The organism is Pyrococcus yayanosii CH1 (genome assembly GCF_000215995.1).
Lineage (GTDB): Archaea > Methanobacteriota_B > Thermococci > Thermococcales > Thermococcaceae > Pyrococcus > Pyrococcus yayanosii.
Window position 1 is genome coordinate 1,528,027 of record NC_015680.1, and the last position, 25,303, is coordinate 1,553,329.

The window sequence follows — 25,303 nt, forward strand, 5'->3', positions numbered from 1 at the left end:
TGGGGGGGTGTGGATGGCCGAGGTAAGGCTTGTCAGGGTTTGGAAGCAGTTTGGGGATTTCACGGCGGTCAAGGACCTCACGTTGGAGGTTAAGGATGGGGAGTTCCTTGTTCTGCTCGGGCCAAGCGGTTGCGGTAAAACCACGACCCTGAGAATGATAGCAGGCCTGGAGGAGCCCACGAAGGGGCAGATATACATCGATGATAAGCTAGTCGCTGATCCCGGGAAGGGCATCTTCGTTCCTCCGAAGGAGAGGGACGTGGCCATGGTCTTCCAGAGCTACGCTCTATACCCTCACATGACCGTTTACGATAACATAGCCTTTCCCCTTAAACTCAGGAAGGTCCCCAAGCAGGAGATCGATAAGCGCGTCAGGGAAGTTGCCGAGATGCTTGGCCTCACCGAGTTCCTCCACAGGAAGCCCAGAGAACTCTCGGGCGGACAGAGGCAGCGCGTCGCCCTCGGGAGGGCCATCGTTAGGAGACCCAAGGTCTTTCTCATGGATGAGCCGCTGAGCAACCTCGATGCCAAGCTGAGGGTGAAGATGCGCGCCGAGCTAAAAAAGCTTCAGAGGCAGCTGGGGGTAACGACAATCTACGTTACCCACGACCAAGTTGAGGCCATGACTATGGGCGACAGAATTGCAGTGATGAACGCCGGTGAGCTTCAGCAGATTGGAACCCCGGAGGATGTTTATGAGAGACCTGCCAACACCTTCGTGGCAGGATTCATCGGCTCACCGCCAACGAACTTCATGGACTCATCGGTGGTGGAGGACGAGAATGGAGTATGGGCAGACTTCGGTGAGTTCAGACTCAAGTTCCTCGATGACCAGGCTGAAGTCCTTAGAGAGAAGAACCTGGTCGGCAAGGAGGTCATTTTCGGAATAAGGCCGGAGGATATCTACGATGCTCTATTCGCCCAAGTCAAGATTCCGGGGGAGAACATGGCCAGGGCGTTCGTTGAAATCGTCGAGAACCTCGGTGGTGAAAAGATCGTGCACTTAAGCGCTGGTGATATTAACTTTACGGCAAAGTTCCCTGCGGAGTCTAGGGTAGTTGAGGGCCAGGAAATTGACGTTGTATTCGACATGAAGAAGGCGCACGTCTTCGAGAAGGGAAGCGGGAAGGCCGTCTTCTGAGGCTTTTTCTCCTTCACTTGAAAATTATAACGGTAGGAATCAGAGAAGGTTCTCCAGCTCTTCCTTAACCTTCCGGATGGTTTCTTTGATCTCTTCGAGCTTCTTTTCGAGAGCTTCCTTCTCTTCCCTGAGCCTCTTAGCTTCCTCCTCTAGTTCCTTGGCTCTCTCCTCCCATGCTTCGGCTTCCATGAGCCTGGTCTTAAGTTCTGCTAGCTCCTTTTCGAGTTCCTTCTTGTCCTTCTTGGTCTTTTCAAGCTCTACCTTTGCCTCCTCAAGCTCCTTCTTGAGCCTCTCTATCTCTTCTCTTGCCTTCTCGAGGCTCTCGAGCTCGATGGTCTGCCTCATTCTCTCGAGCTCCTCTTTGATCCTTTCGTATTCAGTCCTGAGCTTTTCGTACTCCTGCACCAGCTTCTCGTACTCCTCCTTCGCGACGACTTCCTTCAGGCCGCCCTTCTCTATCATCTCGATAGTCTTTATCAGCTCGTTGAGCTTGCCCTGCTTTATGAGCTCATATGTCTCCCTGACGAGTTGGCCGGCCTTGCTTTCCCCCTTGAGGTGCTTTCTTATCGTCTGTTCCGTTCTGCCGAGCTCTCTAGCTATCTCGCTGACCGTCATTCCAGCCTTCTCCCTAGCTATCGCCCCCGCAGCTACCGCGAGGCTGTCGACCCAGGTGAGCCTCTCGGCGGGATCCTTGATGAGTTCTATGACCTCCGGCCTGAAGAGCGTCGCGAACAGCAGGAGGCTCTCGAGCTGGTGTATCTCGCTCCTCGTTATCGGGTTTAGTGGAACTTCCATGCTCTCACCCCCTTAAACTTCCACAATTGTTCTCCTCTTCAGAACTTTGTCCGGATAAACGACTATTCCTTTGTCGGTTATGTCGAAGGGGTGCCTCCTCATGCTGTGGCTCGTTCCACGCATCTTCCAGACCATTAGCGAGCGCTTCAGTTCGCCGTCTATCTCGTCAAGGTCGAGCCTTATTATTCCGTCAACTCCGTGCTCAACACCGGGCCCACCGAATCCCCTCTCTCCAACGCTTATCTGGCTGACGAATATGCTAGTGCACCCCGTTCCCGCGAGGACACGCTTGAGCTGGAGTATTATGCTTCTTGCCATGGCGGGCTTATTGATGTAGAGGGTTGTGACGGAATCTATAACAACGCGCTTCGCGTTGATATCCCTTATCGCGGTTTTGAGGACCTCGATGAATTCCCTGAGATCCGTGAGGTCGTGGACTATGTACTTCTCATACTCCTTGCTCTTGCCGATTCCAGCAGTGAAGGCGTCTACCATGGCGAACATGCCTTCATCTTCGTATTTCCTAACGTCCCAACCGAACTGGGCCATGTTTTGCCTGACCTGGACAGGGTGCTCTTCAAGGGCAACGTAAATACCTGGTTCTCCCATCTGGAGTCCGTTCCAAAGGAACTGCTGGCTGAATATTGTCTTACCCGTCCCGGGTCCCCCACTTAGCAGGACGACGTTCCTCTCGGGTATTCCTCCATGCAGTATCTCATCCATTCCCGGGATTCCAGTCTTGACTCTCCTAATCACTTCCATCACCCCCTAAGTTATCGAGAACTGATTTAAGCTGGGTAGAACCTAAGCGGGTTTTTAGTCACCTATTGGAATTATAGTTTTCTGGAGTTTATAAAATTTACCAGTGTGGAGAAGCGTCACTCACAGAAGAGCCGAAAATTAAGAAAAGGGAAGTCAGGCCTTCTTGCCGTTCCTCCTATCGAGCTTCTCCTCCCAGGTAAGGATGGTGTGCGTGAAGGTGCTGTCATCCTCCTCTATGCCCCTCTTGAGCTCGGAGACGTGGGCGTACTGGGCTTTGAACTTCTCGAGGATATAGTCAACGGCCTTCTCTGGATCGGCCTTCTCACCGCAGGTGTATACATCAAGGGCGGCGTATCCCTTCTCGGGCCAGGTGTGCACGGATATATGGCTCTCGGCAACTATGACGACCCCGCTCACGCCTGTCGGTGAGAACTTGAAGAAGTAGCTAGCTTTGACTTCCATGTTGCTTATCTTCGCGGCCTCGAGGAATATCTCCCTTATCTTGTCAGCGTTACCGATGATCTCAGGATCGCAACCCGCAGCCTCGACGACATAGTGATGCCCTATCGTGTCCATTCCTCTCACCCCCACTAGGTTCTATTACATTTCTGGGATGGTTTGGAGATGCTTTTAAAGTTTTTTGGTTCAATGGAAAGAAATCAGCGGGATTTCGTGGATTTATAGCGAAATCGCCTGGTCGTTTTCGATTTAAACTGGCATTTAATGACTTTTTTGGGAAAGTTGCGTTGAGCCCCGGTCTACTTGAATTTAAAGCTAAAAAATGTTTATTAAACAGTCTAGACCCGTCCGCAATTCGTCATCCCGACGCGAGGAGTAGAGTAAATCCTAAAAACCTCAAAGTCCTGAAATGGGCCAGTAGTAATCCTCAGGCTTTAGGTGGCGGACATGGAGTACACGATACCGCTGCTCGCAGCCCTTGGCTACATCAGCTACAGAATGGGGGCCCTAAACCTCTGGGGTTCCCTTACGGCCGTCCTTCTCGGCTATGCAGTTTTGACACTTGGCGGTTTCTTAGTCTTCGGAGCCATGCTTGCCTTCCTAGTAATGGGAACTGCGGCCACTCGCTTTCGGGCTCGCGAGAAAATGGCTCGCGGCCTGCTCGATGAGGTTCAGGGGAGGGGAATGGGCAACGTCCTTGGCAACGGCCTTGGTCCTGTTCTCTTCCTGCTCCTTGAGCACGCCACTAGCGCCGACTATGGGTGGGCTGCCGTGTTCTCCGCCATAGCCACGGCAAACGCCGATACCCTCGCGAGCGAGATAGGTAAGGTGTTCGGGAGGAAGCCGAGGCTGATAACGAACCTTAGGCCCGCGAGGCCGGGGGAGGAGGGGGCCATCTCGCCCGAGGGAGAGCTCGCGGCTCTCCTGGGGGCACTCTCCATAGGTCTGTTCGCCCTTCCCCTGACGTCCCATGACGCCAGCATGCTGGTAGCCGTGACCCTTGGTGGGTTTGCCGGTGCGAACGTTGACAGTCTCATCGGGGCGGCCCTTGAGAAAAAGGGTTATATAGGGAATAACGGGACGAACTTCCTCGCAACACTTGCAGGCGGCCTTGTTGGAATGGCTACATTCCTCCTCCTGGCGTGATGAAAAGGCGGATTGCCGAGCGGTGAGGAGGACCTTAGGGGCTGACCGGGGTGATATGAATGGGTGACTATTTCACATGTCCAGAGTGTGGTGGCGAGGACGTCGAAGTCCTCAGGGAGAGGGGTAGGGAGGTAACGCTCAGGTGCAACGAGTGCGGCCACGTGTGGGTAATGACACTGCCAAAGCTTCTAAAGGTTCCGGTTATCGTCAGCAAGCACGAAAGGAGCTTCAGGAAGTATGCGGAGCTTCCCGAGGACGAAGTCGTGAAGGTTGGCGACGTGGTCGAGCTCAAAGATGATGAGGTCAGGATAACGGGAATAGAGCTTCCTGAGGGTAAGCGGGTCAGGAAGGCCAAGGCAAGTGAAATCGGAGCCCTCTGGGGCGAGAGCCTTCGCTATCCGAAGGTCTTCGGAGTCTCCATATACCTACCGGGGGGTATAACCCAATCCTTCAAGGTCATGGCCGACAGGGACGAGGAATTCGTAATCGGGGAGGTCATCGAGGTGGGGGGATATACATTCAGGGTCGAGATGATAAAGACCGAGAGGAAGCTCATGAGGAGTGGCAAAGCCAAGGCTGATAAAATAGTCAGGCTCATGGGCCATGCAATTAGGGGAAGGGCCCGTAGGAAGCTGAAGATTTACGAGGGGTACGAAAGCGTTGGGGGGAGGGGGAATGAGGGTTGATCTGAATGCCGACCTCGGCGAGAGTTTTGGTCGCTACAGGCTGGGCCTTGACGAGGAGGTCATGAACTACATCACGAGCGCCAACGTCGCCGCTGGATGGCACGCGGGGGACCCCTTGGTTATGAGGAGGACCGTGAGGCTTGCTAAGGAGAAGGGCGTCGCCGTTGGCGTTCACCCCGGCTATCCCGACCTAATGGGCTTTGGACGGAGGTACATGAGGCTCACCCCCGAGGAGGCAAGGAACTACATACTCTACCAGGTGGGGGCGCTTTATGCATTCGTGAGGGCTGAAGGGCTGGAGCTCCAGCATGTGAAGCCCCACGGAGCCCTCTACAACGCCCTCGTGAGAGAGGAGGAACTCGCCAGGGCTGTCATTGAGGGAATAGCGGATTTCGACCGGAAGCTAATCTTCGTGACCCTCGCCAACTCCCCGCCGGCAGAGCTCGCGGAGGAGATGGGTGTTAGGGTTGCCCATGAAGCCTTCGCCGACAGGGCCTACAATCCCGACGGAACCCTCGTGCCGAGGGGGAAACCCGGGGCAGTCATCGAGGATCCTACCGAGGTCGTGCAGAGGGCCGTTTCGATGGTCAAGGACGGCGGCGTTAGGGCGATAAACGGCGAGTGGATAGACCTGAGGGTCGATACGATATGCCTCCACGGGGATAATCCGCACGCCGTTGAAATCGCAAGGGCCGTGAGGAGGGCCCTTGAAGAGGAGGGTGTCAGGGTAGTCCCCATGGGTGAATTCCTATGATTATCAGGCCCCTTGGAGACTCTGCCGTTCTCGTTGTCTTCGGTGAGGAGATAAGGGAGGACCTCAACGCCCTGGTAAGGGGCCTCGCTCGGGCAATCGAAGGAGCTGGCTTTGAATGGCTCGCCGAGGTCGTGCCGGCATACTCTAGCCTTGCCGTCTTCTACGACCCATCCCTCATCGGCTACGACGATGTTAGGCGGATTATAGAGGGAATTCCTTTTGAGCCCGAGGATGCCGGGGGCAGGCTCGTTGAAGTACCTGTGAAGTATGGGGGCGAATTCGGTCCAGATCTTGGCTTCGTGGCCGAACACAACGGCCTAAGCGAGGAAGAAGTCGTCGAAATCCACAGCTCCCGAATCTATAAGGTCTACTTCATAGGGTTCCTTCCGGGCTTTCCCTATCTCAGCGAGGTCGATGAGAGGATAGCGGCTCCGAGACTCGAGAGGCCGAGGCTCAGGGTTCCGGCGGGTAGCGTGGGAATAGCGGGTAGGCAGACGGGCATATATCCTGTGGAGAGTCCGGGCGGGTGGAGGATAATCGGGAGGACGCCTCTGAAGCTCTTCGATCCCTCTAGGGAGCCGCCCGTTCTCCTGCGTTCTGGCGATAGGGTAAAGTTCATTCCAGTGGAGGAGTGGCCCCATGATTGAGATCCTTAAGGTTCCCTCCATCTTAACGGTTCAGGATAACGGGAGGAGGATGAGGAGGTTCGGCGTTCCGGTAGGGGGTTTCGCGGACGATGTCTCGGCAAGGCTGGCCAACTTCCTCGTAGGAAATCCGGGGGATGCTCCCCTCCTGGAATTCATCCTCGCGGGACCCACCATCAGGTTCCTTCGTTCCTCGGTGTTCGCCGTCGTTGGGGATGTGGACGTGCGGCTGAATGGCGTTCCTATCGAGCCCTACACAAGTTACTGGGCCAAGCCAGCGGATATCCTTGAGGTTGGCGTCCTCAAGAGGGGTGTTTACGGCTACATCGCCTTCGCCGGTGGGATAAGCTGCGCCAAGCTTCTCGGGAGCTGCTCCACCTACGCGAGGGCTGGCCTCGGAAGGCCCCTCAGGGCAGGGGACGTCCTCCCCTTTGAGTCCGTGCTTCTCATGGGAAGGGCCGGTCGCCACCTGCCCGAGGAGCTAAGGCCGAGGTTTGACGGACCCGTTAGGGTCGTTTTAGGGCCAGAAGAATTCGGAGAAGAAGACATCGAGAAGTTTCTTGGGGCTGAATACAGGGTGACGTCCGAGAGCGACAGGATGGGGATTCGGCTTGAAGGCCCCGAACTCCATGGCAGGGGAATAGTAACTTCTCCCCTGACGCCCGGAACAGTTCAGGTCCCTCCGGGCGGTCAGCCAATAGTAATGCTAGCCGATTCCCAGACTACGGGTGGGTACTCTCGAATAGCCGTTGTCATAAGGGCAGATTTGTATAAGGTTGCCCAGAGGAGGCCCGGAGAAACCGTAAGGTTCGAGGCCGTGGACGTAAGAGAGGCCAGGGAGGCGTTCCTGAGGAAGGAGAGGTGGTTGAAAGCCCTCAGCATGTTCCTTGAAGGTAAGATGAGGGCCTTCAAGGTGAGGGTTGGAGGGAGAGATTTCCTGGCGTTCGTCGAGTGATGGCGTCCCACAAGGAGAGGCCGTTTTTCCGGGGCTTCCTTTCAAGGGGCTCGCCGATGAGCTCCTGGACGAAGACCTCCGCCACAAAGACCTCGCCCTCGAAGAGGTGGCCTCCGTAGAGCCTCCCCTCGGAATCCCCCAGCGCGGCGTGGAGGTGGGCGAAGGGTCCGCCCTCTTTCAGGCTTATGTTTCCCATCAGGGAGACCAGCTCGTAGGTGCCTTCGAGCTTAATAATCTTATACTCGCCCCTCTCCTCGTCGAAGTAGCCAATTCTCGGACTTTTAAGGCTACCAATGGCACTTACAACGGCTGCCTTTATTCCCTTCTCCTCGGCGAACTTAGTTATGAATGTTACGAGCTCCTCTCCCTCCGGAACCCTGAACAGGAAGACCCTGCCTGAGTTGAACTCCATCGGCACCACCTTGATAGGTTGGCAGTTGATATTTAATCTCTTTGCTGCCATCCTGTTTGTAGGGGGGCATATAGCCCCCCATCAGTATAGTGCTCATTATTTCCCGTTGGTGGACATAACACCCTTGGCTACCTGACCCTTGCCTTCATGAACTTCATAATGCCCAAATCTTTTAATATCCTCCCCCTTTACCTCCTTCGATGTTGCCCGTCCCCCTCCTCCGGAGGCTCATGAAGCTGGGCATAAGGCTCAAGCGGAGCCGTCTCCTATGGTTAGGTGTGGCCGTTGTTGGGCTCGCCGTAACCTTTTCTCTGCTCTTCATGGTCTTTGAAGGCCTCGACTTCTTCACGGCTCTCTACTGGGCCGTTATAACGATGTCTACAATAGGCTACGGTGACATCACGCCGGGCACGGAGGCCGGAAGGATAGTGGCGATGGTAGCGGCGATAGCGGGCATATCCAGCTTCACGGCTCTCGTATCCCTTATAGCGGAATACTTCCTCACCTCGTCGCTTAGGAGGATGATGGGAATGCACTCGGTGAAGTTTAGGGATCATTACGTCGTCATAGGGCAGGGGGCCAGCGTGAAGGCCTTCGTTGAGGAGTTGCTCCCGGCGATGGAACGTGGTGAAGTCAAGAGGAGGCCTCTTGTAGTAATACTGCCAGACGAGGAAGAGAGGAGAAAGCTGGAGCTCCCCGAGGAAGTGGATGTGATAATCGGAGATCCCACGAACAGGGAGACCCTGAGAAGGGCGAGGGTAGAGGATGCGGGACACGTTGTCCTGACCTTGGAAGATGATAGCAAGGCCGTCTTCGTTACGCTTATGGTCAAGGGTATGTCGGGGGCGAAAGTTTACGTGGAGGCCCTCAAGGAGGAGAGCCTCGAGCTACTGAAAAATGCGGGGGCCGATAGGGTAATCCTCAGCAGGGGAATAGCGGGCCGTCTGCTTGCCAGCTCCATCTTCGAGCCAGAGGTCGTCGACGTCTTGGAGGATCTCATGAGGTCAAGTAGGGGCTATGACCTCGTGATAATCGAGGAAAAAGAGTTCTGGGGTCTTGAGTTTGGGGAGGTTTTGAGAAGGCTGTCCGGTAAGTGCCTCCCCGTTGGCTACGCTAAAGGTTCCCTGAGACTTGCTCCATCCCTCGACGAGAGGATTCCGGAAGGTGCCAAGATCGTGTGCATAAGGCCTTCTGGGGATTAGACCTCTGCCGAGAATTGGACTTACTAAGCTTTGTTTTCGAAATTCCAGCTTTTTTTGGCAGATTTCTGGGAAAGGGAAAAGTATATAACCCGGGGCCGGCAACCATCCCCGAAAAATCATGCTAATGGGTGATGCTTGTGGCGAGAAAGAAAGTCGAGGATGAGGTGAAGGAGCTGGAGGAGTTCGAGGAGATGGAGCTGGATGTGATGGAAGAAGAGGAGGAGCCTAAGAAGAAAAAGAAGGGGAGGGAGATAAGGACCATAGAGGACCTGCCCGGCGTTGGCCCTGCCACTGCCGAGAAGCTCAGGGAGGCTGGCTACGACACCCTTGAAGCTATAGCGGTTGCATCTCCCATAGAGCTCAAGGAGGTGGCTGGGATAAGCGAGGGTGCTGCCCTCAGGATAATCCAAGCCGCGAGGAAGGCCGCCAACATCGGGACCTTCATGAGAGCCGACGAGTACCTGAGGAAGAGGCAGAGCATAGGGAGAATATCCACGGGAAGCAAGAGCCTCGACAAGCTCCTTGGTGGCGGGATAGAGACACAGGCCATAACGGAGGTCTTTGGAGAGTTCGGAAGCGGCAAGTGCTTCGCCAAAGACACAAAGATCTACTACGAGAACGATACACTGGTTCACTTTGAGTCAATCGAGGAGATGTATCAGAAATATGCATCAATAAACGGCGAGATGCCTTTTGACACCGGCTTTGCTGTCCCCCTTGACACGGTCAGCGTCTATACCTTTGACGTAAGGACGGGTGAAGTCAGGCGCACCAAGGCCTCTTACCTTTACCGGGAGAGAGTTAGGAAGATTCTTGAGGTTCGTCTCTCTAAAGGTAGGGTGCTAAAGATAACCAAGCGGCACCCTGTTCTCGTCTTCCGCGATGGCCTCCAGTGGGTTCCTGCTGGAGAGCTTAGGCCGGGTGATATCGTCGTTGGCATGAGACAAATTCCTGCGAACTCTATTGAGATGGACGCTTCGAAGGCCTACTTCCTTGGTCTCTTCGTTGCCGGGGGCACCTCTAACCCGTTATCCATTACTATCCCTTCAGAGGAGCTCGTTAAGAGCGTGGTCAAGTTCATTGAGAGCCATGACGGCTACAAGCCAAAAGTTGAGAAACGTCGCGGTCTCTACAGGGTTCTACTCCGTAAGAAAACCGCTGAATGGCTTGGAAAGCTTTTGGTGTCCAACCCGGAGACCAAGGTTATTCCGGGGGAAGTGCTTAACGCCGACCCCGAATCAATTGCCGCCTTCATAGCCGGCTATATTGACGGGGATGGACATGTTACTGAGTCTACACTCGAAATGGTTACGAAGAGCCGCGAGCTGGCTGATGGGCTAATCTTCCTCTTCAAGCGCCTCGGTATTTCCCCAACGCTATCTGAGAAGCTTTTGGACGGTGCTGTTTACTACCGCATCTTTATCACTGGCGAGGACAGAGAGAGGCTTTCAGAAATCCTTAAGAGGGCCAAGCTCAAAGCAGTAAGGCTTCATGGCGAGAGAGTTGGTAGGTATCCTCCAGCTTTGGCCAAATATTTATCGAGACTCTATTCCGAGCTCCGCCTCCTAAAGGGAGACGATGAGTTACCATGGCGGGAAGATGTTTGGTTCACCGAAAAAACTCTGGCTCGCATTGAGGACTACTTCAAGGAGGCCCTCCAGCTTCTCGATCGAGCCGAGAAAGCCTCGCCCGAGGAAATAAAACACCGCAGAGAAGTCGCCAAGAAGGCCATTGAGATGATAAACCTCGCAAGAAAGCTTGAGTTCCACGAGGTTCTCTCGGTTGAGCTCGTTGACTACAACGACTGGGTTTACGACCTTGTCGTACCTGAAACCCATAACTTCATAGCCCCTAACGGTCTTGTCCTCCACAACACCCAGCTCGCTCACACCCTGGCCGTTATGGTCCAGCTACCGCCTGAGGAGGGCGGCCTCAACGGCTCCGTTATCTGGATAGACACCGAGAACACCTTCAGGCCCGAGAGGATAAGGGAGATTGCTAAGAGCCGCGGCCTCGACCCCGATGATGTTCTCAAGCATATATACGTGGCCAGGGCCTTCAACAGTAACCATCAGATGCTCCTCGTCCAGCAGGCTGAAGATAAAATAAAGGAGCTCCTCCACACGGACAAGCCTGTAAAGCTACTAATCGTAGACTCGCTAACGAGCCATTTCCGCTCCGAGTATGTGGGCAGGGGGGCCCTTGCCGAGAGACAGCAGAAGCTGGCCAAGCACCTCGCCGACCTTCACAGGCTGGCGAACCTCTACGAGATAGCGGTCTTCGTTACAAATCAGGTGCAGGCGAGGCCTGACGCCTTCTTCGGCGATCCGACGCGGCCTATAGGTGGCCACATACTTGCCCACTCGGCGACGCTCAGGGTTTACCTGAGGAAGGGCAAGGGAGGAAAGAGGGTTGCAAGGCTAATCGATGCCCCCCACCTTCCGGAGGGTGAGGCGGTCTTCAGGATAACGGAGAAGGGAATCGAGGATTAGTCCTCCCCTATCTCCCCTCTCTTCCTCAGCTCTTCTTCGTATATCGTCCAGAGGGCTATTAGGGTTGCTGGAATGCCGTGCTCCGTCGCAAACGTCATGTAGGGGGCAAGGTCAACAACGTAGTCGGCGAAGCGGAAGAGGCCCCGGGGTATGCCTTCCCTCGAGCCGATGAGAACCACAATCTCCTTGACGTAGTACATGTCCCTTGCCAGCTTCTCTTTGACCTCGTTCAGCGTTGGCCCCTTTGGGTCCGTGATTATTATGAGCCTTCTGTTTCTCCTCTTGTCTCTTATGACTTGGTAAAGATCCCAGACGTAGATGGGGACCTTTTCGACCTCCCACGGATAGGCCTCCCTCTGTATTTGATAGCGGCTCTCCTGTCCTTCCTTGACTCCCCTAATGAATGCCATGAGCTCGTAGGCGTTCATCTTCTCCTTAGGGGCAATTATCAGTTCCTTAACCTCGAAGGCCTGGGCGGCCCTCCCTATCTTCTCACCGAAGGCTCTAGCGGTTTTGTAGTCCCCCCAGTAGGGCATTTGGACGATGCTGACTTTCTTGAAGAGCTTCCTGCAGTCGGGCTTATCCGGCGTGTACTTCCTGTACTTCAGGTACTCCTCCCCGGGAATCACGGATATGTAAGCTTTGTCCCCTATTATCTCGACCTGGACGACCTTGTCGGGCCAGCTTAGGTTCACCTCCGCCCCCGTCAGGTCCTTTATCCTCGCCCCGAGGACGACGTTCACGTCAACGCTTGAGAAGTCCTTCTTCCCCCTCCTTTTCGTCCTGACGGCAAAACTCTCCCCTTCTTTTATGTGCTTAACTATCTCCTCGGCTGCCTCCTTTATTGCCTCCAGGTCGGCTGGAACCTCTATGAGCACGGGTATGACCCTCTCGACCTCGGGAATCTCCAGCAGCTTCTCCAATGCCTTCTCGTCGTCGCTTTCGACTATTATGAGACCGGGATAGCCTTCAGGAGCTATCTGGACTTTGGCTTCGGGCAGGGCATCTTTGATGTAGTTCCCCGCGACGGCCTCCATATCCATCTGAGTCTTTACTATGAACTTCATGGCTCCAGCCTCCCGTACTTTTTCATAATCCTCACGAGTTCGTCCTTGGGGAGGGCGTATCTGATTCTGTTGTCCCTTCCTGTCATCGTTCTCGCTTGGAGGAGGGAGTTTATGATGGCCTCTTCGACGGCCTCAGCGGCGGCCTTAAAGAGGGGCGAGATAACCGAGTCGGGAATTGCCTTAATCTCGATGGGCTCCTTCTCGTAGTGCTTTATCTTGTTGGTTGTGGAAAATGCTAAGGCTATGTCGCCGCTACCATTGTAGGCGTAACCGCCCGTCCTTGCGAGCCCCACCGCGGCCCTCTTCGCGAGCCTGTTCAGCTGCCTTGCCGTTAGGGGGGCGTCCGTTGCGACAACCATAATGATGCTTCCCTTTCCGCTCTCGCCTCTGCCCGGATACCCCCTGAGCTCGAGGCCGACGGGAACGCCCGCTATCGTGAGATCCTCCCTCTTTCCAAAGTTCGTCAGAACGAGGGCTCCCACCGTGTATTTCCTTCCCTCGACCTCTACAATCCTCGAGGCCGACCCTATGCCGCCTTTGAACTCGAAGGCGCTCATCCCTGTCCCGGCTCCAACGGCCCCCTCCTCGAAGTCCTCTGAGGCATTCCTTATGGCCTCGACAACGTGCTCCCTCCTCACGTGCCTTCCCCTTATGTCGTTCAGGTATGAGTCGTTGCACTCGAGAACTATGGGGTTTACGGAGCCCGTTGTAACACCTATGTCCTCGTTTTCCTCAAGAACGTAGTCTAAGAGGCCTTCAACGGCCGTTCCGATGCTCAGCGTGTTCGTGAGGATTATCGGTGTCTCTATCGTGCCGAGCTCCCAAACCTGAACGAGACCGACGGGCTTGGAGTAGCCGTTCATGACGAAGGCTCCCGCGAGAAGCTTTTCCTTGTAAATGTTGCCCTCATGGGGGAGAATAGCTGTGACCCCAGTTCTCACAGGTCCCTTTCCCGGCACGAGCTTGCCCTCACCCTTAATCAGCGTTACATGGCCCACCTTAACGCCCTTCACGTCGCTTATGCTGTTTCTCTTTCCCGGCTCCAGCCTCCCTATCCTTATGCCAAGGTCCGGGGCCTTCATGCTTCCCCCTTCGAGCCCTCGGAATAAAAGGCTTCCGGCTCCTCCACCTTTAGCTCCGATATGGGTCTTAGCTCGTTGGTTAGGAAGGAGAATGCCCTCTCGCTGAGGGTGTCCTTATCTATCGTCACGAGGACTATCCCTCTGTTCAGAGCTGCGAGGTCCTTGAGAGTTGTCAGGAACTTGAACACCGCCCTTTCCCCGTTCTCCAGTATGAGGTAGTCGATGCAGTCAATTAAGACAACCTTATCGAGCTCGGCCTTTGTAAGGAAGTTCTTCAGGTACTCTATTAGGTACTCCAGCCTTGTGGGACTTACGGCCTCTTCGTGTTCCACTTTTGATATCCAAATCACGGGCGTTATCTTGAGGCCGAGCTTTCTCCTGAAGACCTCGGGTGGGTCTCTGCTCACAGCGATACCGGGGAGCCGGAGTTCAAGGAGGCGTTTGAATACGCCGTAGCACTTCTCCCTTTCGCCCCAGTAGGCCCCCCATGACTTCTCGAGACTTGGCTCTGTGGCTATCCTCACGACCATGTATTCGCCCCTGCCGAAGGGTAGGTAGAAAAGGAGGACCGTTACGAAAAGGAGTATGGCGGCGACCGTTAGGAGGATTGAGCGGATTACCTGCCAGTCTTCATAGCGGTGGAAGAGTATCGTTGTGTTTATGAGTATCCCTATAACCTGAGCGGTGATAATGAGAAGGAAGCTTAGGAGGGCCGTGAGGATGCCGACTTTGAAAGCCCTGTAGCTGAGCATCTCCTTGGCCTTCCCCATAAGTTTAAGTATCGTTAGCACAACGAGGAGGGCTATCGTCATAATTATAAGGTCTCTTAGGAAGTATCCTAGGGATACTATAGCCGGCATCCTGATTATGATTAAATCGCTTTCAGTTAAATATCTTTTTTGGATAACGTTGATAAGTCCGAGGGAAACGCTTCTGGTGGTGGTTCCTGTGTCTTGGAGAGAGAAGCTTGGTCTCGTCCACATATATACGGGGGATGGGAAGGGGAAGACTACCGCCGCTTTAGGCCTTGCTCTTAGGATGCTGGGAAGCGGGGGGAGAGTTATTATAATCCAGTTCATGAAGGCCCCGGGAGTTTATGGGGAATATCATATGGCCGAGAGGTGTGGCTTCCGCATCGAGTCGTACGGCCCTCCCAAGTTTGTTCATGGCAGGCCGGAACCTGATGACATAGAAGCAGCTAAGAGAGCCCTTGAGAGGGCGAAGGAAGTAGTGGCGAGTGGTGAGTGGGATTTGGTAATCCTCGACGAGATATGCGTCGCCCTTGGCTTCGGCATGCTTGATGTAGAGGAAGTCGAGGCTCTCATCACGAAAAAGGCCTCCAATACGGAACTCGTCCTTACGGGTCGCTATTGTCCGGAGGAGCTCTTCGAGCTGGCCGACTATGTGACGGAGATGAGGGAAATCAAGCACCCTTACCACCGGGGAATCACTGCCAGGAAGGGCGTCGAGTATTAAGCCTTCTTGGCCTCCATCTTGATTATATAGTCGGCCGCGTTCTGGAGAGCTGCGGAGAAGCCAGGCTCGACCCCTATGACGACGGTTTCCTTCCCCTTTCTCTTGGCCTCGTTAATGAGGGGCAGAAAGTCGGCATCCCTTGTTGCGAGGGCTATGACATCCACGTCCGAATTGTATATGAGCTCCATGGCCTCAATCGCGACGCGTACATCTGTATCTCCTGCCACTATGATTGGCTCAAAGCCCTGATTGACCACGGCCTCTATCAAACCCTGGGGCGCGTACTGGTTCAGCACGACCTTGGCAACTCTTATCTTGCCCACTTTCTCAAGGGCAGCCTTTATGTCCTCAAGTCTTATCCCGAACTCCTTCCTGAGGATGTTGGGTCCATCTATTATCAGCCCTATTGTCTTCTCAGCTTCCCTTTCTTCCCTCTCCTCCCTTTTCAGTATCCTCGATATGACCCTCTTCATCGCTTACACCTCTTGCCTTCAGGATTATCACGTAATCGGCCGCGTGCTTCAGGGCCGCACTGAGGCCCGGTTCAACGCCCACTATGGCGGTTTCTTTGCCCTTCTCTTTTGCCTTGAGGATTATGGGGACGAACTCTGTGTTTCTCGTCGCGAGAGCTATCATGTCGACGTTGGGGTTGTAAACTTCCCTCATGGCCTCCACGGCTAGCTTAACGCCTGTTTCACCTGCCACGATGACGGGCTCGAACCCTTGGTTCGAAACTGCCTCTATGAGGCTCTGAGGAGCATACTGGTTCAGGATGACTTTTGCTACCCTTATACTACCGATTTCGCTTAGAGCGTTGACTATGTCCTCGAGGTGCACCCCCAGCTCTTTCCTCAAGATGTTTGGGCCATCGACAAGAAGGGCTATCCTCTTTCCCCTCCTTATCTTTGTCTTAATCAGTGCTATGCTCTTGACACCTTCAACTATCTTCTCCCAGCTTGCCATCATTTTCCACCCATCGATGCAACTGGTAATACGGAGAAAACTACTTGCTCATAATATTTTTACCTTTCGCAAGAAGGCGGAGAGCTCGGAGGTCTTCGCTTCCCCTTACCCTGAAGAAGCTGAGGTGGACCTTGGTGTTCCTTCGGGAGAGTTCTCCTATATCAACGGTCTCGGCGTCGATGTATTCGATTAGGGCGGATGGTCTCCTTTCCCTATCTGCCATCATGGCCTCGAGGGCGCTCCTTAGGGCTCTCGCCTTATAAAAGGCGTGGAAAACCTCGGGTTCTCCCTTGGGCCACACGGGTATTAGAGCGTCTGCCTCGGAGTCGAGGAAGAGCGTGGAGAGGTAGTTAATAAGGAAGGGCATTACGAGGGGCCTGTTGCCCTCCAGCAGGAAGACCTCGCCGGAGGGGGGAAGGGCCTTCAGGAGGGCCTCCAGCCTCGTTCTTGCCTTAACTGGCAGGGGGTTGGAGACGTGGAGGGAGAACTTCTTCTCCTCTCCCTTCCTTACTATCGTCACGATATCGTCTATTCTCTTCGCCATCCTGAGCCTTGCTTCAACTATCCTGATCATTGGCTCGTCATCGATGGGTATGAGGTAGTTCTCTCCTGGCCTCTCCCTGAAAGCCAGCACGAGTGACAGCATCGTTGGGGAGGTTGGGACAGAGGTAAAAAACTTTTTCACAACCTTTGGTTTGGGGTTTCCGATGATAAGGAAGGTCAAGCCCGAGATAAGGGTTGTGGGCTTCGACGACGGGACGTTCTCCTTTAAGGCTACTGGTGATAAAACGATACTGGTTGGAGTAGTCATGAAGGGGGCGAAGGAAGTTGTTGGTGTCTTAACGAGGTGGATAACAGTCGACGGTCTTGACGCCACTGACGCCATAATAGACGCTGTCCTCCGCTCCCGCTTCAAGGATCTCAGGGTGATAATGCTCAGAGGTATAACCTACGCGGGCTTCAACGTCGTTGACGTTGAGAGGGTCTTCGAGGAGACAGGTCTGCCAGTGGTCATCGTGATAAAGAAGCGACCTGACGTTGGGGCTATGGAGGTTGCCTTGAGAAAGCATTTTCCAGATGCGGCCCTGAGGATTTCCCTCATAAGAAAGCTTGGACCAATAAGGGAGCTCATTCCGGGTAAGCTCTTCTATCAGGTCTGGGGAATCGAGCCAGAGAAGGCCGTGGAAATCATAAGGGTAACCCGGAAGGGGGCCCTCGTTCCCGAACCTCTGAGGCTTGCCCATATGATAGCGAGCGCTGTGATGACCGGGGAGAGCACGAAGGACTAGTGGCGGGCGAGGAGGGAGCCGAGGATTATCAGAGCCCCTCCAGCAATCTGGCTAGGTCCGAGGCTCTCCCCGAATATCAGGAAAGCGAGTGCCATAGCGATGACGGGCTCGACGGTGGCTATTATGGAGGCCCTACCCACTTCCACCTCTTTAAGGGCCCTGTTGTAGAGAATGTAACCTAAGAAGGTGGGGAAGAAAGCGAGGGCGAGGAGATAGGGAAGGGCTCCCATGGGAACCCTTGGGTCTGTGAAGGGAAGGAGGAATGGAAGGCCGAGGAGGAGAGTGTTGAAGAGGACCCTCTCGGGCTCCTCGTGCCTCACGGCGAATTTTGCGAAGACGCCATAAAGGGCGTAGGTAAGGCCACTGGCCAGCCCGGCGGCAATTGCAATTGGGGAGAACTCTAGGCCACCGGCGTTGAGCATGAAGACACCCGAAAGAACCGAGAGGAAGGCGGCTATCTTTCGGGATGTGAGCGGTTCTCCGAAGAGGAGTCTCCCGAGAACTATCGAGTAGGCAGGGGCTGTATAGAGCATCAGGACGGCGAAGGACACTGAAGATACCTTCACGGTGTAAAAGTATAGGGAGTAAAATAGGAAGACACTAAAGAAGCCGTATGCGGCGTAGAAGGGGAGCCTGCGTTTTGAAGCTAAGAGAGGTAAGCCTAAGAGTTTCAGATAGATGGCGAGGAGAATTAGGGCGAAGAGAACGCGGTAGAAGACTATGGTATAGGTATCGAGGTTGAAGGAGTAAAGTAGCCGGGCGAATATCCCGAGGGTTCCCCACATGGCTGCCGCAAGAAAAACGAGAATGTAGCCAGACCTCATCGTCCCATAGTTCTAAGGCTCCCTTATAAGCCCATCGCCCGGAAGGTTTTAATGGGCTCTTACCCAAACCTATTGGGGGTAATCATGAGGGTTCTGTTGCTTGGCTTCGAGTATTTACCCGTTAAGGTTGGTGGACTGGCAGAGGCCCTTACGAGTCTTGCAAATGCTCTTGCCGAGCTCGGCCATGAGGTCTTGGTGTTTACGCCGTCTCATGGGAGGTTTGCGGGACAGTCTCTTGGGGTTAAGGTGAGGGCTTTTGGAGAGATTGTTCCCCTAACGGTGCATGAGGAAGGCGATAATCCTCGTGTCTTTAGGCTTGGTGGCGGTCTGCTTGACAGTGGGGACGTTTATGGGCCTGGGTGGGAGGGTCTGCTGAGAAAGGCGGTTCTCTTTGGAAAGGCGAGCGTGGCTCTGCTTAATGAGCTCTTAAAGGAGGAGGAGCTTCCAAATGTGGTCCATTTCCACGACTGGCATACAGTCTTTGCAGGGGCTCTGATAAAAAAGCACTTCCGTATTCCAGCTATCTTCACGATTCACAGGCTCAACAAGGCGAAGATTCCGGCCTATTATTTCCATGAGGCTGGTCTTCCAGAGTTGGCTCCCTATCCTGATATAGACCCGGAGCACGCTGGGGGCTATTTCGCGGACATAGTGACGACGGTGAGCAGGGGCTACCTCCTCGACGAGTGGGGCTTCTTCAGGAACTTCGAGGGCAGGGTCACTTACGTATTCAACGGCATTGATTGCTCCTTCTGGAGCGAGGCTTGCCTCGAAGGGTCTAGGTGCGATAGGAAGCAGAGGATCCTTGAGAAGCTGGGCTTGGAGGATGGTGTAATGTTCATGTTTATAGGCCGCTTCGACAGGGGGCAGAAGGGGGTTGACGTCCTCCTAAGGGCCATAGAGATGCTTGCCGAGAGGCATCCGAGGGAGTTTCGGCAGATGAAGTTCATAATTATTGGGAAAGGAGACCCTGAGCTAGAGAAGTGGGCGAAGGTTCTAGCGGAGAGGTTTCCCAACGTGAAGACTATCACGGAAATGTTGTCGAGAGAGTTCGTCAGGGGGCTTTACGGAAGTGTCGATTTTGTAATTGTTCCCTCTTACTTCGAACCTTTTGGTCTCGTTCAGATGGAGGCCATGTGCCTCGGGGCAATACCCATAGGTTCGGCGGTGGGGGGAATAAGGGACACCGTGATAACCCTTGACGATAACCCGGAGAGTGCGACGGGATTCCTTGTTCCACCAGGTAGTGTTGAAGCTTTGGTGGATGCAATCCTCCGGGCATTCAAGCTTTACGTGGAGAACCCATCTCTCATAGAAAAACTCAGGGAGAACGGGAAGAAGAGAGCGAAGGAGTTCACTTGGGAAAGGGCGGCTCGCCGCTACTTGAGGGCCTATAAAGGTAGTGTGGACAGGGCCTTTGAATTCATAGTTGAGTAGTCAGCACCGGAGTATCCCCTCACCTCTCGGGAGCGGCCAAGCTCATCATCCACTTTGGGCTACATTCCTTCCCCCTTAAAAAACTCTTCCAGGTACGTTGAAACAGCCTCGCCTTCTTCCTTTCGCACTCTCCACTTCTCATCTTCTATGGTCTCTCTCAGCGTTGAAAATAACCTTTCATCGCCAAAAAGCCTTATGATGACTAGCGCTCTGAACCTCTCGAAGGCTCCGTGGGGTTCTGCTATGAGGATGCCTTTGGAGATGTGCAATCTTGTTGTCGCAACCTTTATGTAGGCTTCGTGCTCTATTCCACTTTCCCTCCAAAAGGCGTAAAACGTTAGGTGCCCATCTTTCGCAAATATTTCAATCTCGGGGGGCAAGTGCTCTGAGTCTATAAGAGGATAGCGCGTATCCCCTATGAGAAGGTATGAAATACCCCTGCAGACGGCGAGCCTTAGGCCCTTGCAGAGGTCGTCCACGTAAGAGGCCACAACATATTGAGAGATCCCCTCCATATCCAACACCTGGCCTTTATTAATAGTTCCTAGGTGGGGCAATTAAGTAATGTCTCGTTACATTTTTCTTTTGAAAGCCTCGCCCTTTAGGTCGGGGAGGAGGTCAGCGGGGTGGTTGTGATGAAGATAGTGGCGGCGGACACTGGTGGGGCCCTGTTGGATGATGCCTACCAGCCGGTCGGCCTCATAGCCACGGTGGCTGTCCTCGTTCGCAAACCCTACAAGACTGCTGAGGAGAATATAGTCAAGTTCTCAGACCCTTTCAGCTACGACCTAAGTGGCAGACAGGCAATAAGGGACGAAGTTCTGCTGGCGATTGAATTGGCTAAGAAGGCCAGGCCAGATGTCATTCATCTGGACTCTACCCTCGGCGGAATAGAGTTAAGGAAGCTCGATGAGCCTACCGTCGATGCTCTGCCGATATCAGACAGGGGAAAGGAAGTCTGGAAGGAGCTGAGTAAGGAGTTACAGCCGCTTGCCAAGAGGTTCTGGGAGGAGACGGGCGTTGAGATACTCGCCATAGGGAAGGATAGCGTGCCCGTGAGGATAGCCGAGATATATGCCGGCATATACTCGGCCAAGTGGGCCTTGGAATACGCCCGGGAAAATGGTCCCGTGAAGGTTGGCTTGCCCCGCTATATGCGAGTGGAGATAGGGGCTGGGTGGATAAAGGGGGAGAGCCTTGACCCAAGGGAAGGGGGTCTTTACGGAGAAATTCAGGTGGAAACGGATGATGTGAAGTGGGAGCTCTATCCCAATCCGGTGGCCCGGAGGTTCATGGTGCTGGAAGTTAGGCCAAAAATTTGACATTTCGACAAATTTTGTTCCCCTTTCTGCCATAAAGTTTAGCAAAAAGTCTAAAACCGCTTTTCATATTTACGCGTGGTGGTGGGATGAGACTGCTGATACTGGGGATGGGAGGGACGATAGCCAGCGTTCCGAGCGAAGAAGGATATGAGAGCTCCCTTTCCGTTGAGGAAATCCTGAGGCTCGCGGGCCTTGAATTAAAGTGGGAGGTAGAAGCTAGAGACCTTTTGAACATTGACAGCACTCTAATCCAGCCCGAGGATTGGGTTCTGCTAGCTGAGACCGTCTTCGAGGCCTTCGAGGAGTTCGATGGGGTGGTGATTACCCATGGAACCGATACGCTGGCTTACACAGCCTCCATGCTGAGCTTCATGGTGAGGAACCCTCCCGTGCCGATAGTCCTGACGGGGGCAATGAGGCCCATCACAGAGCCGGGCAGCGATGCGCCAAGGAACTTGTGGACCGCCTTGAGGTTCGCTATAGAAGGTGTTCCGGGGGTTTACGTGGCCTTCATGGATAAAGTCATGCTGGGCGTGAGGGTCTCTAAGGTGAGGGCTGTAGGTCTTAACGCCTTTCAGAGCATAAACTATCCAGACATCGCCTACGTAAAGGGCAACAGGATTCACTGGAATGCTAAACCTCCCAAACTAGAGGGGGAGCCCGTTCTTGACACGCGTCATGAGCCAAGGGTTCTCGTCCTCAGGCTCGTTCCGGGGATGGAGGGGGACGTGCTGGAAGCCGCCCTTGAGCTCGGGTACAGGGGGATAGTCCTCGAGGGATACGGGGTTGGTGGAATTCCCTATAGAGGTAGGGACCTCCTTGATGTGGTGAGAAGAGTGGCAACGGAAATTCCGGTCGTAATGACGACCCAGACTCTCTATGATGGTGTTGACCTGACGAAGTACAAAGTTGGCAGAAAGGCCTTGGAGGTGGGCGTCATACCCGCGGGAGACATGACGAAGGAAGCCACAATTACTAAGCTCATGTGGATCCTCGGCCACACGAGGGACGTAGGAGAGGTAAGGAGGCTTATGCTGACTAATATGGTGGGAGAAATAGGAAAATCAGCGTAGTTTCTTCAACTCCTCCTCCCCTATAATGAGGGGTCTGTTGGCCTCGTAAACGTCTGCGAGCTCCCACACGACTTCTCCCCTGTTCATGGCCTCGGCGTACTTCCTCGCTATCTCGACGGCCTTCTCGTAGCTGTCCGCCTCAACGATTCTCCTCACGTACCACTTCCTACTCCCGAACCTGAGCTTGAACTCGGCCATATACATGGGGATCACCGCTGGATGATATTTTGCCGGCATAAAAAGGTTTGCGGTCGAAAAGGTAAAGATAATAAGCCTATGACGAATGGTCTCGGGGGGATGGGATATGGAGCCGCTCATGGATAGGGTTCTGAGGGAGTGGAGGGGAAAGAGGGTCGCCATAACGATAGGGAGCGAGCACTCCTTCACAGGAATTTTGGAAGATTTTGACGGGGAGGTGCTGTTGCTTAGAAATGTTGTCGATGTTGTGGGAAACAGGGGCAAGGCCATGATAGTAGCCCTGGAGGATGTCAGCTGGATAATGCTCCTGGAGTGATGCTTATGAAGGCTGTTGCCTTCGTTGGTTACAAGAAGAGTGGCAAAACGACGACAATTGAGGCTGTTGCGAGGGTTCTCAGGGAGAGGGGCCACCGCATCGCCATAGCCAAGAGCATGCATGTTGACTTCGACAGGGAAAACAGCGATACCTGGCGCTTCTCACAGATTGCAGAGGCCGTTATCGTCCATGCTCACGACACCGATGCGCTCCTCTTCAAAGCTAAGGACATGAACGCTCTGTTCTCGATGGTTTCAGCTGACTTCCTGCTGCTGGAGGGCTTCAAGTCGGTCAAGCACGTCCCCAAGATAATATGTGCCAGAGACGCTAAGGAAGTCGAGGAGCTCAACGACGGCCTGGCAATAGCTGTGAGCGGTGTGGTTGCTGGTACGGGCGTGACGGAGATTGTGGGCCTGCCCGTGATAGACGCCACGCGGGAGCCGGAGAGGTTGGCTGACCTAATAGAAAAGCGGGCCTTTATGCTTCCTAACATAAACTGCCGCATGTGCGGCTACACATGCTATGAGATGGCCAAGATGATAGTGAAGGGTGAAAAAACACCCAAGGACTGCGTCGTTCTAAGCTCAAAGCCAAGGGTGGCCGTGAGGATAGACGACCAGCCTCTCCCGATGAAGGACTGGGTGCAGGAGCTCGTGGAGAAGACTATAAAGGGCATGCTCTCGGCAATGAAGGGCTACAGGGAAGGGAGGAAGATAGAGATTGTGATTAGGGATGAGTGAGGTGTCTGGGGCTGAGCTAAATTGTCTTAACTCCTCTCCTCTTGGCAAGCTTTCTCAGCTTTTTATCGAACGTTGCAAGTATTGCATCGTTGAAGCGTGACAATGAGAGCTTTTCTTCTTCAAGCAGGAGAAGGGCTTTTCTCACGATGTTTGCATCTTCCCTTAGGTTTCTAGATCTCGGGTCGCTTGTGTACTCATTAAGCATTTCCTTTGCTTCTTTGAGTGAAAGTCCATTGTTCTTGAAGAACCACACATGCTCTTGCTCAAAGGTGTCGTAGATTAAAACGTTGGTGGCATGCATTCTCTCATGCCCTCCTCAATTGACCTCTCTATTTCCTCTGTGCTCAAGCTTCTTCCAAGCTTCAGAGTCTTTCTTTTTCTTTTTAGTCTCTGGAGGATTATCCTATCGCCTTCAAGTTTAACTTCAAGCAGTTCGCCTTCTTTTATGCCGAGTGCTTTTCTTATCTCCGCGGGAATTGTAACCTGATAATTTCAGGTCACTTTGGTTACTATCATAGTAAATCCACTCGATAATAGTTATGCTTTTCTAAATCCAAGGGTGCATCTTCTGTAACTCTCAAACTTCATCAGCTTTATTCTCCTTGCTCTGTTCCTTGCAGTAAACCCCTCTTATCTGCTCCATCAAGTAGGGGAATTGCTGGGCTAATACTTCTGCCGTAATTTAGATTTTTTAGACTCTCTTTATGCGGACTCCTTTTCTTTTTGCAAGAGTTCTCGCCGGTTTTGGTAGCTTGGCTGATCTGGATTGAAAAGTCAAGTACAAACTAATACACCCACATACAAGATGAAGGCGGTAGGGAGAAACGGTTTAACATGGTGTTCACCCCTCCCCTAATAATGCGCCTGAAATCTTTTAAAAATCCACGGCGGCGGGGATAATGAAGGTGTGGAGCATGTTCTCCCACTTTATTAAGCACTTCGAAGAGCCTCTGCTCGCCCTCAGCAACGCCCCCCATAGGGGAGGCCTAGCCACGGCAAGGGGCTTCTTCTTCATGCAGGTTCACAAGAACTACTCCGGGGATTATAGAAGGGACTGCGCCGAATTTGAGAGGGAACATGGCCTGAGCGGCTTCGTCGGCTTCATGACGGCCGTGGATGTAACCAAGGTGCTCGCTGTTGCAAAGGAAGGGCCGGTAGAGGCCTACGTGACGGCTGGAATAACAAATCCTGCTATAGCAGGAGATGAGCCGCCTCCGTGGAAACCTGGCACCATAAATATCGCCCTCGTCATCCAGGAGGGTCTCACGGTTGGTGCAATGGCGAACGCAATAATGACGGCCACGGAGGCAAAGACATACACCCTGCTGACCCTCGGTTACAATGCAACTGGAACGACGAGCGACGGCATCGGAGTGTTCGCACCCCCCGGAGATGTTGAGTGGGCCGGCACCGCCACAAGGCTCGGCCTCGCCACCGGTCGGGCTGTCAGGAGGGCCTTGGAGGAGAGTATCGAGAGATGGGAGAGAAGCCGGGGAGAATATTCCAGGTTGGTGAGAGCATGAGGGGAGAGCTTCTGAAAAGGCTTCAGGAAAAAGGAGTTCCTCTTGACGCGATGCTCGACGCGGCTATGGAACTCTACATCGGTGAGAACGCCGAGAATGTCAGGGAGAAACTTAGAAAGGTCATGCTCCGCTATCTCAAGGACATCAACGTTCAGGCCCTTTTGATGGCGGCTCTTCTGCTTGATGATGGGTTTGGGATTGAAGGAGACCCCGTCAACTTGGTGGCGGACGAGCTGATAGGCATAGCCATAGCGGAGTATATAGGAGGGAAGATGGCCCTCTTCAACTTCTTCTACTACGACACGCGGAAACCAGGTATTCTCGCCGAGCTTTCCCCTTTCCTCGACGACGCGATAGGTGGCTTTATAGCTGGGTGCATGACGCGGCTATTTTCTGAGCCCCTCTCTCCATCTGAGGGCGATGAAAAGAGCTATGAAGAACAGCGTGATGTAATAGCTGACATCGAAGGGGAGGACACCGGCAAGGCCAAGGGTGTAGAGGAGCGTGAGGATTAACACTAAAGCTAATAGCACCCTGTATGCCTT

Annotated in this window: 31 protein-coding genes and 1 pseudogene; 17 read left to right on the top strand and 15 right to left on the bottom strand. The window is 53.8% G+C overall.

Features of this window, described 5'->3' with window-relative positions:
* Positions 1-13 precede the first annotated feature (13 nt).
* Positions 14-1,141: an ABC transporter ATP-binding protein gene (locus PYCH_RS08385; protein ID WP_013906428.1), complete on the top strand. Its 1,128-nt coding sequence runs from the start codon at positions 14-16 to the stop codon at positions 1,139-1,141.
* A 39-nt stretch (positions 1,142-1,180) separates the two neighbouring features.
* Here PYCH_RS08385 and PYCH_RS08390 read toward each other — a convergent pair whose 3' ends face one another.
* From PYCH_RS08390 to speD, 3 genes are all read right to left on the bottom strand, one after another.
* Complete coding sequence (locus PYCH_RS08390; RefSeq protein ID WP_013906429.1) at positions 1,181-1,936, bottom strand: transcriptional regulator; 756 nt, start codon at positions 1,934-1,936, stop codon at positions 1,181-1,183.
* Positions 1,937-1,948: 12 nt separating this feature from the next.
* Positions 1,949-2,692 (bottom strand): KaiC domain-containing protein, encoded by a 744-nt coding sequence (locus PYCH_RS08395; protein WP_013906430.1) that lies wholly within the window; start codon positions 2,690-2,692, stop codon positions 1,949-1,951.
* Positions 2,693-2,851: 159 nt separating this feature from the next.
* A complete protein-coding gene (speD, locus tag PYCH_RS08400; RefSeq protein WP_013906431.1) occupies positions 2,852-3,274 on the bottom strand; it encodes an adenosylmethionine decarboxylase in 423 nt (140 codons plus the stop codon).
* Between the two features lie 330 nt (positions 3,275-3,604).
* Between speD and PYCH_RS08405 the strand changes: the two genes are divergently transcribed.
* Genes PYCH_RS08405 through PYCH_RS08425 form a run of 5 tightly spaced genes read left to right on the top strand, consistent with a single transcriptional unit; the run spans position 3,605 to position 7,342 of the window.
* A complete protein-coding gene (locus PYCH_RS08405; RefSeq protein WP_013906432.1) occupies positions 3,605-4,303 on the top strand; it encodes a DUF92 domain-containing protein in 699 nt (232 codons plus the stop codon).
* Between the two features lie 59 nt (positions 4,304-4,362).
* Positions 4,363-4,989: an HVO_0476 family zinc finger protein gene (locus PYCH_RS08410; RefSeq protein ID WP_013906433.1), complete on the top strand. Its 627-nt coding sequence runs from the start codon at positions 4,363-4,365 to the stop codon at positions 4,987-4,989.
* Positions 4,979-5,743: a LamB/YcsF family protein gene (locus tag PYCH_RS08415; protein ID WP_013906434.1), complete on the top strand. Its 765-nt coding sequence runs from the start codon at positions 4,979-4,981 to the stop codon at positions 5,741-5,743. Before PYCH_RS08410 ends, PYCH_RS08415 begins: the two co-directional genes overlap by 11 nt.
* Positions 5,740-6,390, top strand: coding sequence for a 5-oxoprolinase subunit PxpB (pxpB, locus tag PYCH_RS08420; protein ID WP_013906435.1), 651 nt, complete (start codon positions 5,740-5,742; stop codon positions 6,388-6,390). Before PYCH_RS08415 ends, pxpB begins: the two co-directional genes overlap by 4 nt.
* A complete protein-coding gene (locus PYCH_RS08425; protein WP_013906436.1) occupies positions 6,383-7,342 on the top strand; it encodes a 5-oxoprolinase subunit C family protein in 960 nt (319 codons plus the stop codon). The genes pxpB and PYCH_RS08425 overlap by 8 nt, the downstream gene beginning before the upstream one ends.
* Here the strand turns inward: PYCH_RS08425 and PYCH_RS08430 are convergent.
* Positions 7,296-7,754: a PPC domain-containing DNA-binding protein gene (locus PYCH_RS08430; protein ID WP_013906437.1), complete on the bottom strand. Its 459-nt coding sequence runs from the start codon at positions 7,752-7,754 to the stop codon at positions 7,296-7,298. The two genes, PYCH_RS08425 and PYCH_RS08430, sit on opposite strands and share 47 nt — an antisense overlap.
* Positions 7,755-7,954: 200 nt before the next feature.
* On the opposite strand from PYCH_RS08430, the gene PYCH_RS08435 reads away from it, so the two are divergent.
* Positions 7,955-8,956: a potassium channel family protein gene (locus PYCH_RS08435; RefSeq protein WP_013906438.1), complete on the top strand. Its 1,002-nt coding sequence runs from the start codon at positions 7,955-7,957 to the stop codon at positions 8,954-8,956.
* Positions 8,957-9,087: 131 nt separating this feature from the next.
* Positions 9,088-11,448, top strand: coding sequence for a DNA repair and recombination protein RadA (gene radA, locus PYCH_RS08440; RefSeq protein ID WP_048058297.1), 2,361 nt, complete (start codon positions 9,088-9,090; stop codon positions 11,446-11,448).
* Here radA and PYCH_RS08445 read toward each other — a convergent pair.
* The 3 genes from PYCH_RS08445 to PYCH_RS08455 are packed head-to-tail and all read right to left on the bottom strand — an operon-like array spanning position 11,445 to position 14,457.
* Positions 11,445-12,515, bottom strand: a complete 1,071-nt coding sequence (locus PYCH_RS08445) for an SPOUT family RNA methylase (protein WP_013906440.1) — start codon at positions 12,513-12,515, stop codon at positions 11,445-11,447. The two genes, radA and PYCH_RS08445, sit on opposite strands and share 4 nt — an antisense overlap.
* The gene (locus PYCH_RS08450) at positions 12,512-13,597 is read right to left on the bottom strand and encodes a DmpA family aminopeptidase (RefSeq protein WP_013906441.1); all 1,086 of its coding nucleotides are present in this window, start codon (positions 13,595-13,597) and stop codon (positions 12,512-12,514) included. The genes PYCH_RS08445 and PYCH_RS08450 overlap by 4 nt, the downstream gene beginning before the upstream one ends.
* Complete coding sequence (locus tag PYCH_RS08455; protein ID WP_148236230.1) at positions 13,594-14,457, bottom strand: DUF835 domain-containing protein; 864 nt, start codon at positions 14,455-14,457, stop codon at positions 13,594-13,596. Before PYCH_RS08455 ends, PYCH_RS08450 begins: the two co-directional genes overlap by 4 nt.
* 88 nt (positions 14,458-14,545) lie before the next feature.
* Between PYCH_RS08455 and cobO the strand changes: the two genes are divergently transcribed.
* Positions 14,546-15,073, top strand: a complete 528-nt coding sequence (gene cobO, locus PYCH_RS08460; protein ID WP_013906443.1) for a cob(I)yrinic acid a,c-diamide adenosyltransferase — start codon at positions 14,546-14,548, stop codon at positions 15,071-15,073.
* Here cobO and PYCH_RS08465 read toward each other — a convergent pair.
* The 3 genes from PYCH_RS08465 to mobA are packed head-to-tail and all read right to left on the bottom strand — an operon-like array spanning position 15,070 to position 16,682.
* Positions 15,070-15,546 (bottom strand): TIGR00288 family NYN domain-containing protein, encoded by a 477-nt coding sequence (locus tag PYCH_RS08465; RefSeq protein ID WP_048058298.1) that lies wholly within the window; start codon positions 15,544-15,546, stop codon positions 15,070-15,072. The two genes, cobO and PYCH_RS08465, sit on opposite strands and share 4 nt — an antisense overlap.
* Positions 15,488-16,036, bottom strand: a complete 549-nt coding sequence (locus tag PYCH_RS08470; RefSeq protein ID WP_048058299.1) for a TIGR00288 family NYN domain-containing protein — start codon at positions 16,034-16,036, stop codon at positions 15,488-15,490. Before PYCH_RS08470 ends, PYCH_RS08465 begins: the two co-directional genes overlap by 59 nt.
* A 40-nt stretch (positions 16,037-16,076) precedes the next feature.
* Complete coding sequence (gene mobA, locus PYCH_RS08475) at positions 16,077-16,682, bottom strand: molybdenum cofactor guanylyltransferase (protein ID WP_048058300.1); 606 nt, start codon at positions 16,680-16,682, stop codon at positions 16,077-16,079.
* 61 nt (positions 16,683-16,743) lie between these two features.
* Between mobA and PYCH_RS08480 the strand changes: the two genes are divergently transcribed.
* The gene (locus PYCH_RS08480; RefSeq protein WP_013906447.1) at positions 16,744-17,325 is read left to right on the top strand and encodes an endonuclease dU; all 582 of its coding nucleotides are present in this window, start codon (positions 16,744-16,746) and stop codon (positions 17,323-17,325) included.
* Here the strand turns inward: PYCH_RS08480 and PYCH_RS08485 are convergent.
* Complete coding sequence (locus PYCH_RS08485) at positions 17,322-18,149, bottom strand: EamA family transporter (RefSeq protein ID WP_013906448.1); 828 nt, start codon at positions 18,147-18,149, stop codon at positions 17,322-17,324. The genes PYCH_RS08480 and PYCH_RS08485 overlap by 4 nt on opposite strands.
* An 84-nt stretch (positions 18,150-18,233) precedes the next feature.
* On the opposite strand from PYCH_RS08485, the gene PYCH_RS08490 reads away from it, so the two are divergent.
* Complete coding sequence (locus tag PYCH_RS08490) at positions 18,234-19,586, top strand: glycogen/starch synthase (RefSeq protein ID WP_048058301.1); 1,353 nt, start codon at positions 18,234-18,236, stop codon at positions 19,584-19,586.
* 59 nt (positions 19,587-19,645) lie between these two features.
* Here PYCH_RS08490 and PYCH_RS08495 read toward each other — a convergent pair whose 3' ends face one another.
* The gene (locus PYCH_RS08495; RefSeq protein WP_013906450.1) at positions 19,646-20,101 is read right to left on the bottom strand and encodes a hypothetical protein; all 456 of its coding nucleotides are present in this window, start codon (positions 20,099-20,101) and stop codon (positions 19,646-19,648) included.
* 120 nt (positions 20,102-20,221) lie between these two features.
* Here PYCH_RS08495 and PYCH_RS08500 point away from each other — a divergent pair, with 120 nt between their 5' ends.
* Positions 20,222-20,908 carry a DUF4152 family protein gene (locus tag PYCH_RS08500; RefSeq protein WP_013906451.1) on the top strand — a complete coding sequence of 229 codons (687 nt, stop codon included), beginning with the start codon at positions 20,222-20,224 and terminating at the stop codon, positions 20,906-20,908.
* 86 nt (positions 20,909-20,994) lie between these two features.
* Positions 20,995-21,981 carry an asparaginase gene (locus PYCH_RS08505; RefSeq protein ID WP_013906452.1) on the top strand — a complete coding sequence of 329 codons (987 nt, stop codon included), beginning with the start codon at positions 20,995-20,997 and terminating at the stop codon, positions 21,979-21,981.
* On the opposite strand, the gene PYCH_RS08510 is transcribed toward PYCH_RS08505, so the two are convergent.
* Positions 21,973-22,185 (bottom strand): YciI family protein, encoded by a 213-nt coding sequence (locus PYCH_RS08510; protein WP_013906454.1) that lies wholly within the window; start codon positions 22,183-22,185, stop codon positions 21,973-21,975. The genes PYCH_RS08505 and PYCH_RS08510 overlap by 9 nt on opposite strands.
* A gap of 100 nt (positions 22,186-22,285) precedes the next feature.
* On the opposite strand from PYCH_RS08510, the gene PYCH_RS08515 reads away from it, so the two are divergent.
* Both PYCH_RS08515 and PYCH_RS08520 read left to right on the top strand, forming a co-directional pair.
* Positions 22,286-22,495, top strand: coding sequence for an LSm family protein (locus tag PYCH_RS08515; protein ID WP_013906453.1), 210 nt, complete (start codon positions 22,286-22,288; stop codon positions 22,493-22,495).
* Between the two features lie 5 nt (positions 22,496-22,500).
* Positions 22,501-23,235 carry a molybdopterin-guanine dinucleotide biosynthesis protein MobB gene (locus PYCH_RS08520; protein WP_013906455.1) on the top strand — a complete coding sequence of 245 codons (735 nt, stop codon included), beginning with the start codon at positions 22,501-22,503 and terminating at the stop codon, positions 23,233-23,235.
* 16 nt (positions 23,236-23,251) lie between these two features.
* Here PYCH_RS08520 and PYCH_RS08525 read toward each other — a convergent pair whose 3' ends face one another.
* Together PYCH_RS08525 and PYCH_RS09685 are read right to left on the bottom strand one after the other, a co-directional pair.
* Positions 23,252-23,488 carry a PIN domain-containing protein gene (locus PYCH_RS08525; protein ID WP_237698662.1) on the bottom strand — a complete coding sequence of 79 codons (237 nt, stop codon included), beginning with the start codon at positions 23,486-23,488 and terminating at the stop codon, positions 23,252-23,254.
* A 26-nt stretch (positions 23,489-23,514) separates the two neighbouring features.
* Positions 23,515-23,712 (bottom strand): AbrB/MazE/SpoVT family DNA-binding domain-containing protein, encoded by a 198-nt coding sequence (locus PYCH_RS09685; RefSeq protein ID WP_237698707.1) that lies wholly within the window; start codon positions 23,710-23,712, stop codon positions 23,515-23,517.
* A 437-nt stretch (positions 23,713-24,149) separates the two neighbouring features.
* Between PYCH_RS09685 and PYCH_RS08530 the strand changes: the two genes are divergently transcribed.
* Complete coding sequence (locus PYCH_RS08530) at positions 24,150-24,758, top strand: adenosylcobinamide amidohydrolase (RefSeq protein ID WP_013906457.1); 609 nt, start codon at positions 24,150-24,152, stop codon at positions 24,756-24,758.
* A pseudogene (gene cobZ, locus PYCH_RS08535) lies at positions 24,755-25,156 on the top strand (alpha-ribazole phosphatase CobZ); the annotation flags it as partial. The gene PYCH_RS08530 and the pseudogene cobZ, both read left to right, overlap by 4 nt.
* Between the last annotated feature and the right edge of the window lie 147 nt (positions 25,157-25,303).

Bases quoted from the DNA above. Each gene is read 5' to 3' on its own strand.
- PYCH_RS08385 (WP_013906428.1), top strand. From the start codon at position 14: ATGGCCGAGGTAAGGCTTGTCAGGGTTTGGAAGCAGTTTGGGGATTTC.
- PYCH_RS08390 (WP_013906429.1), bottom strand. From the start codon at position 1,936: ATGGAAGTTCCACTAAACCCGATAACGAGGAGCGAGATACACCAGCTC.
- speD (WP_013906431.1), bottom strand. From the start codon at position 3,274: ATGGACACGATAGGGCATCACTATGTCGTCGAGGCTGCGGGTTGCGAT.
- PYCH_RS08405 (WP_013906432.1), top strand. From the start codon at position 3,605: ATGGAGTACACGATACCGCTGCTCGCAGCCCTTGGCTACATCAGCTAC.
- PYCH_RS08410 (WP_013906433.1), top strand. From the start codon at position 4,363: ATGGGTGACTATTTCACATGTCCAGAGTGTGGTGGCGAGGACGTCGAA.
- PYCH_RS08415 (WP_013906434.1), top strand. From the start codon at position 4,979: ATGAGGGTTGATCTGAATGCCGACCTCGGCGAGAGTTTTGGTCGCTAC.
- pxpB (WP_013906435.1), top strand. From the start codon at position 5,740: ATGATTATCAGGCCCCTTGGAGACTCTGCCGTTCTCGTTGTCTTCGGT.
- PYCH_RS08425 (WP_013906436.1), top strand. From the start codon at position 6,383: ATGATTGAGATCCTTAAGGTTCCCTCCATCTTAACGGTTCAGGATAAC.
- PYCH_RS08430 (WP_013906437.1), bottom strand. From the start codon at position 7,754: ATGGAGTTCAACTCAGGCAGGGTCTTCCTGTTCAGGGTTCCGGAGGGA.
- PYCH_RS08435 (WP_013906438.1), top strand. From the start codon at position 7,955: ATGTTGCCCGTCCCCCTCCTCCGGAGGCTCATGAAGCTGGGCATAAGG.
- radA (WP_048058297.1), top strand. From the start codon at position 9,088: ATGCTTGTGGCGAGAAAGAAAGTCGAGGATGAGGTGAAGGAGCTGGAG.
- PYCH_RS08445 (WP_013906440.1), bottom strand. From the start codon at position 12,515: ATGAAGTTCATAGTAAAGACTCAGATGGATATGGAGGCCGTCGCGGGG.
- PYCH_RS08450 (WP_013906441.1), bottom strand. From the start codon at position 13,597: ATGAAGGCCCCGGACCTTGGCATAAGGATAGGGAGGCTGGAGCCGGGA.
- PYCH_RS08455 (WP_148236230.1), bottom strand. From the start codon at position 14,457: ATGCCGGCTATAGTATCCCTAGGATACTTCCTAAGAGACCTTATAATT.
- PYCH_RS08465 (WP_048058298.1), bottom strand. From the start codon at position 15,546: ATGAAGAGGGTCATATCGAGGATACTGAAAAGGGAGGAGAGGGAAGAA.
- PYCH_RS08470 (WP_048058299.1), bottom strand. From the start codon at position 16,036: ATGGCAAGCTGGGAGAAGATAGTTGAAGGTGTCAAGAGCATAGCACTG.
- mobA (WP_048058300.1), bottom strand. From the start codon at position 16,682: ATGCTGTCACTCGTGCTGGCTTTCAGGGAGAGGCCAGGAGAGAACTAC.
- PYCH_RS08480 (WP_013906447.1), top strand. From the start codon at position 16,744: ATGATAAGGAAGGTCAAGCCCGAGATAAGGGTTGTGGGCTTCGACGAC.
- PYCH_RS08485 (WP_013906448.1), bottom strand. From the start codon at position 18,149: ATGAGGTCTGGCTACATTCTCGTTTTTCTTGCGGCAGCCATGTGGGGA.
- PYCH_RS08490 (WP_048058301.1), top strand. From the start codon at position 18,234: ATGAGGGTTCTGTTGCTTGGCTTCGAGTATTTACCCGTTAAGGTTGGT.
- PYCH_RS08495 (WP_013906450.1), bottom strand. From the start codon at position 20,101: ATGGAGGGGATCTCTCAATATGTTGTGGCCTCTTACGTGGACGACCTC.
- PYCH_RS08500 (WP_013906451.1), top strand. From the start codon at position 20,222: ATGAAGATAGTGGCGGCGGACACTGGTGGGGCCCTGTTGGATGATGCC.
- PYCH_RS08505 (WP_013906452.1), top strand. From the start codon at position 20,995: ATGAGACTGCTGATACTGGGGATGGGAGGGACGATAGCCAGCGTTCCG.
- PYCH_RS08510 (WP_013906454.1), bottom strand. From the start codon at position 22,185: ATGTATATGGCCGAGTTCAAGCTCAGGTTCGGGAGTAGGAAGTGGTAC.
- PYCH_RS08515 (WP_013906453.1), top strand. From the start codon at position 22,286: ATGGAGCCGCTCATGGATAGGGTTCTGAGGGAGTGGAGGGGAAAGAGG.
- PYCH_RS08520 (WP_013906455.1), top strand. From the start codon at position 22,501: ATGAAGGCTGTTGCCTTCGTTGGTTACAAGAAGAGTGGCAAAACGACG.
- PYCH_RS08530 (WP_013906457.1), top strand. From the start codon at position 24,150: ATGTTCTCCCACTTTATTAAGCACTTCGAAGAGCCTCTGCTCGCCCTC.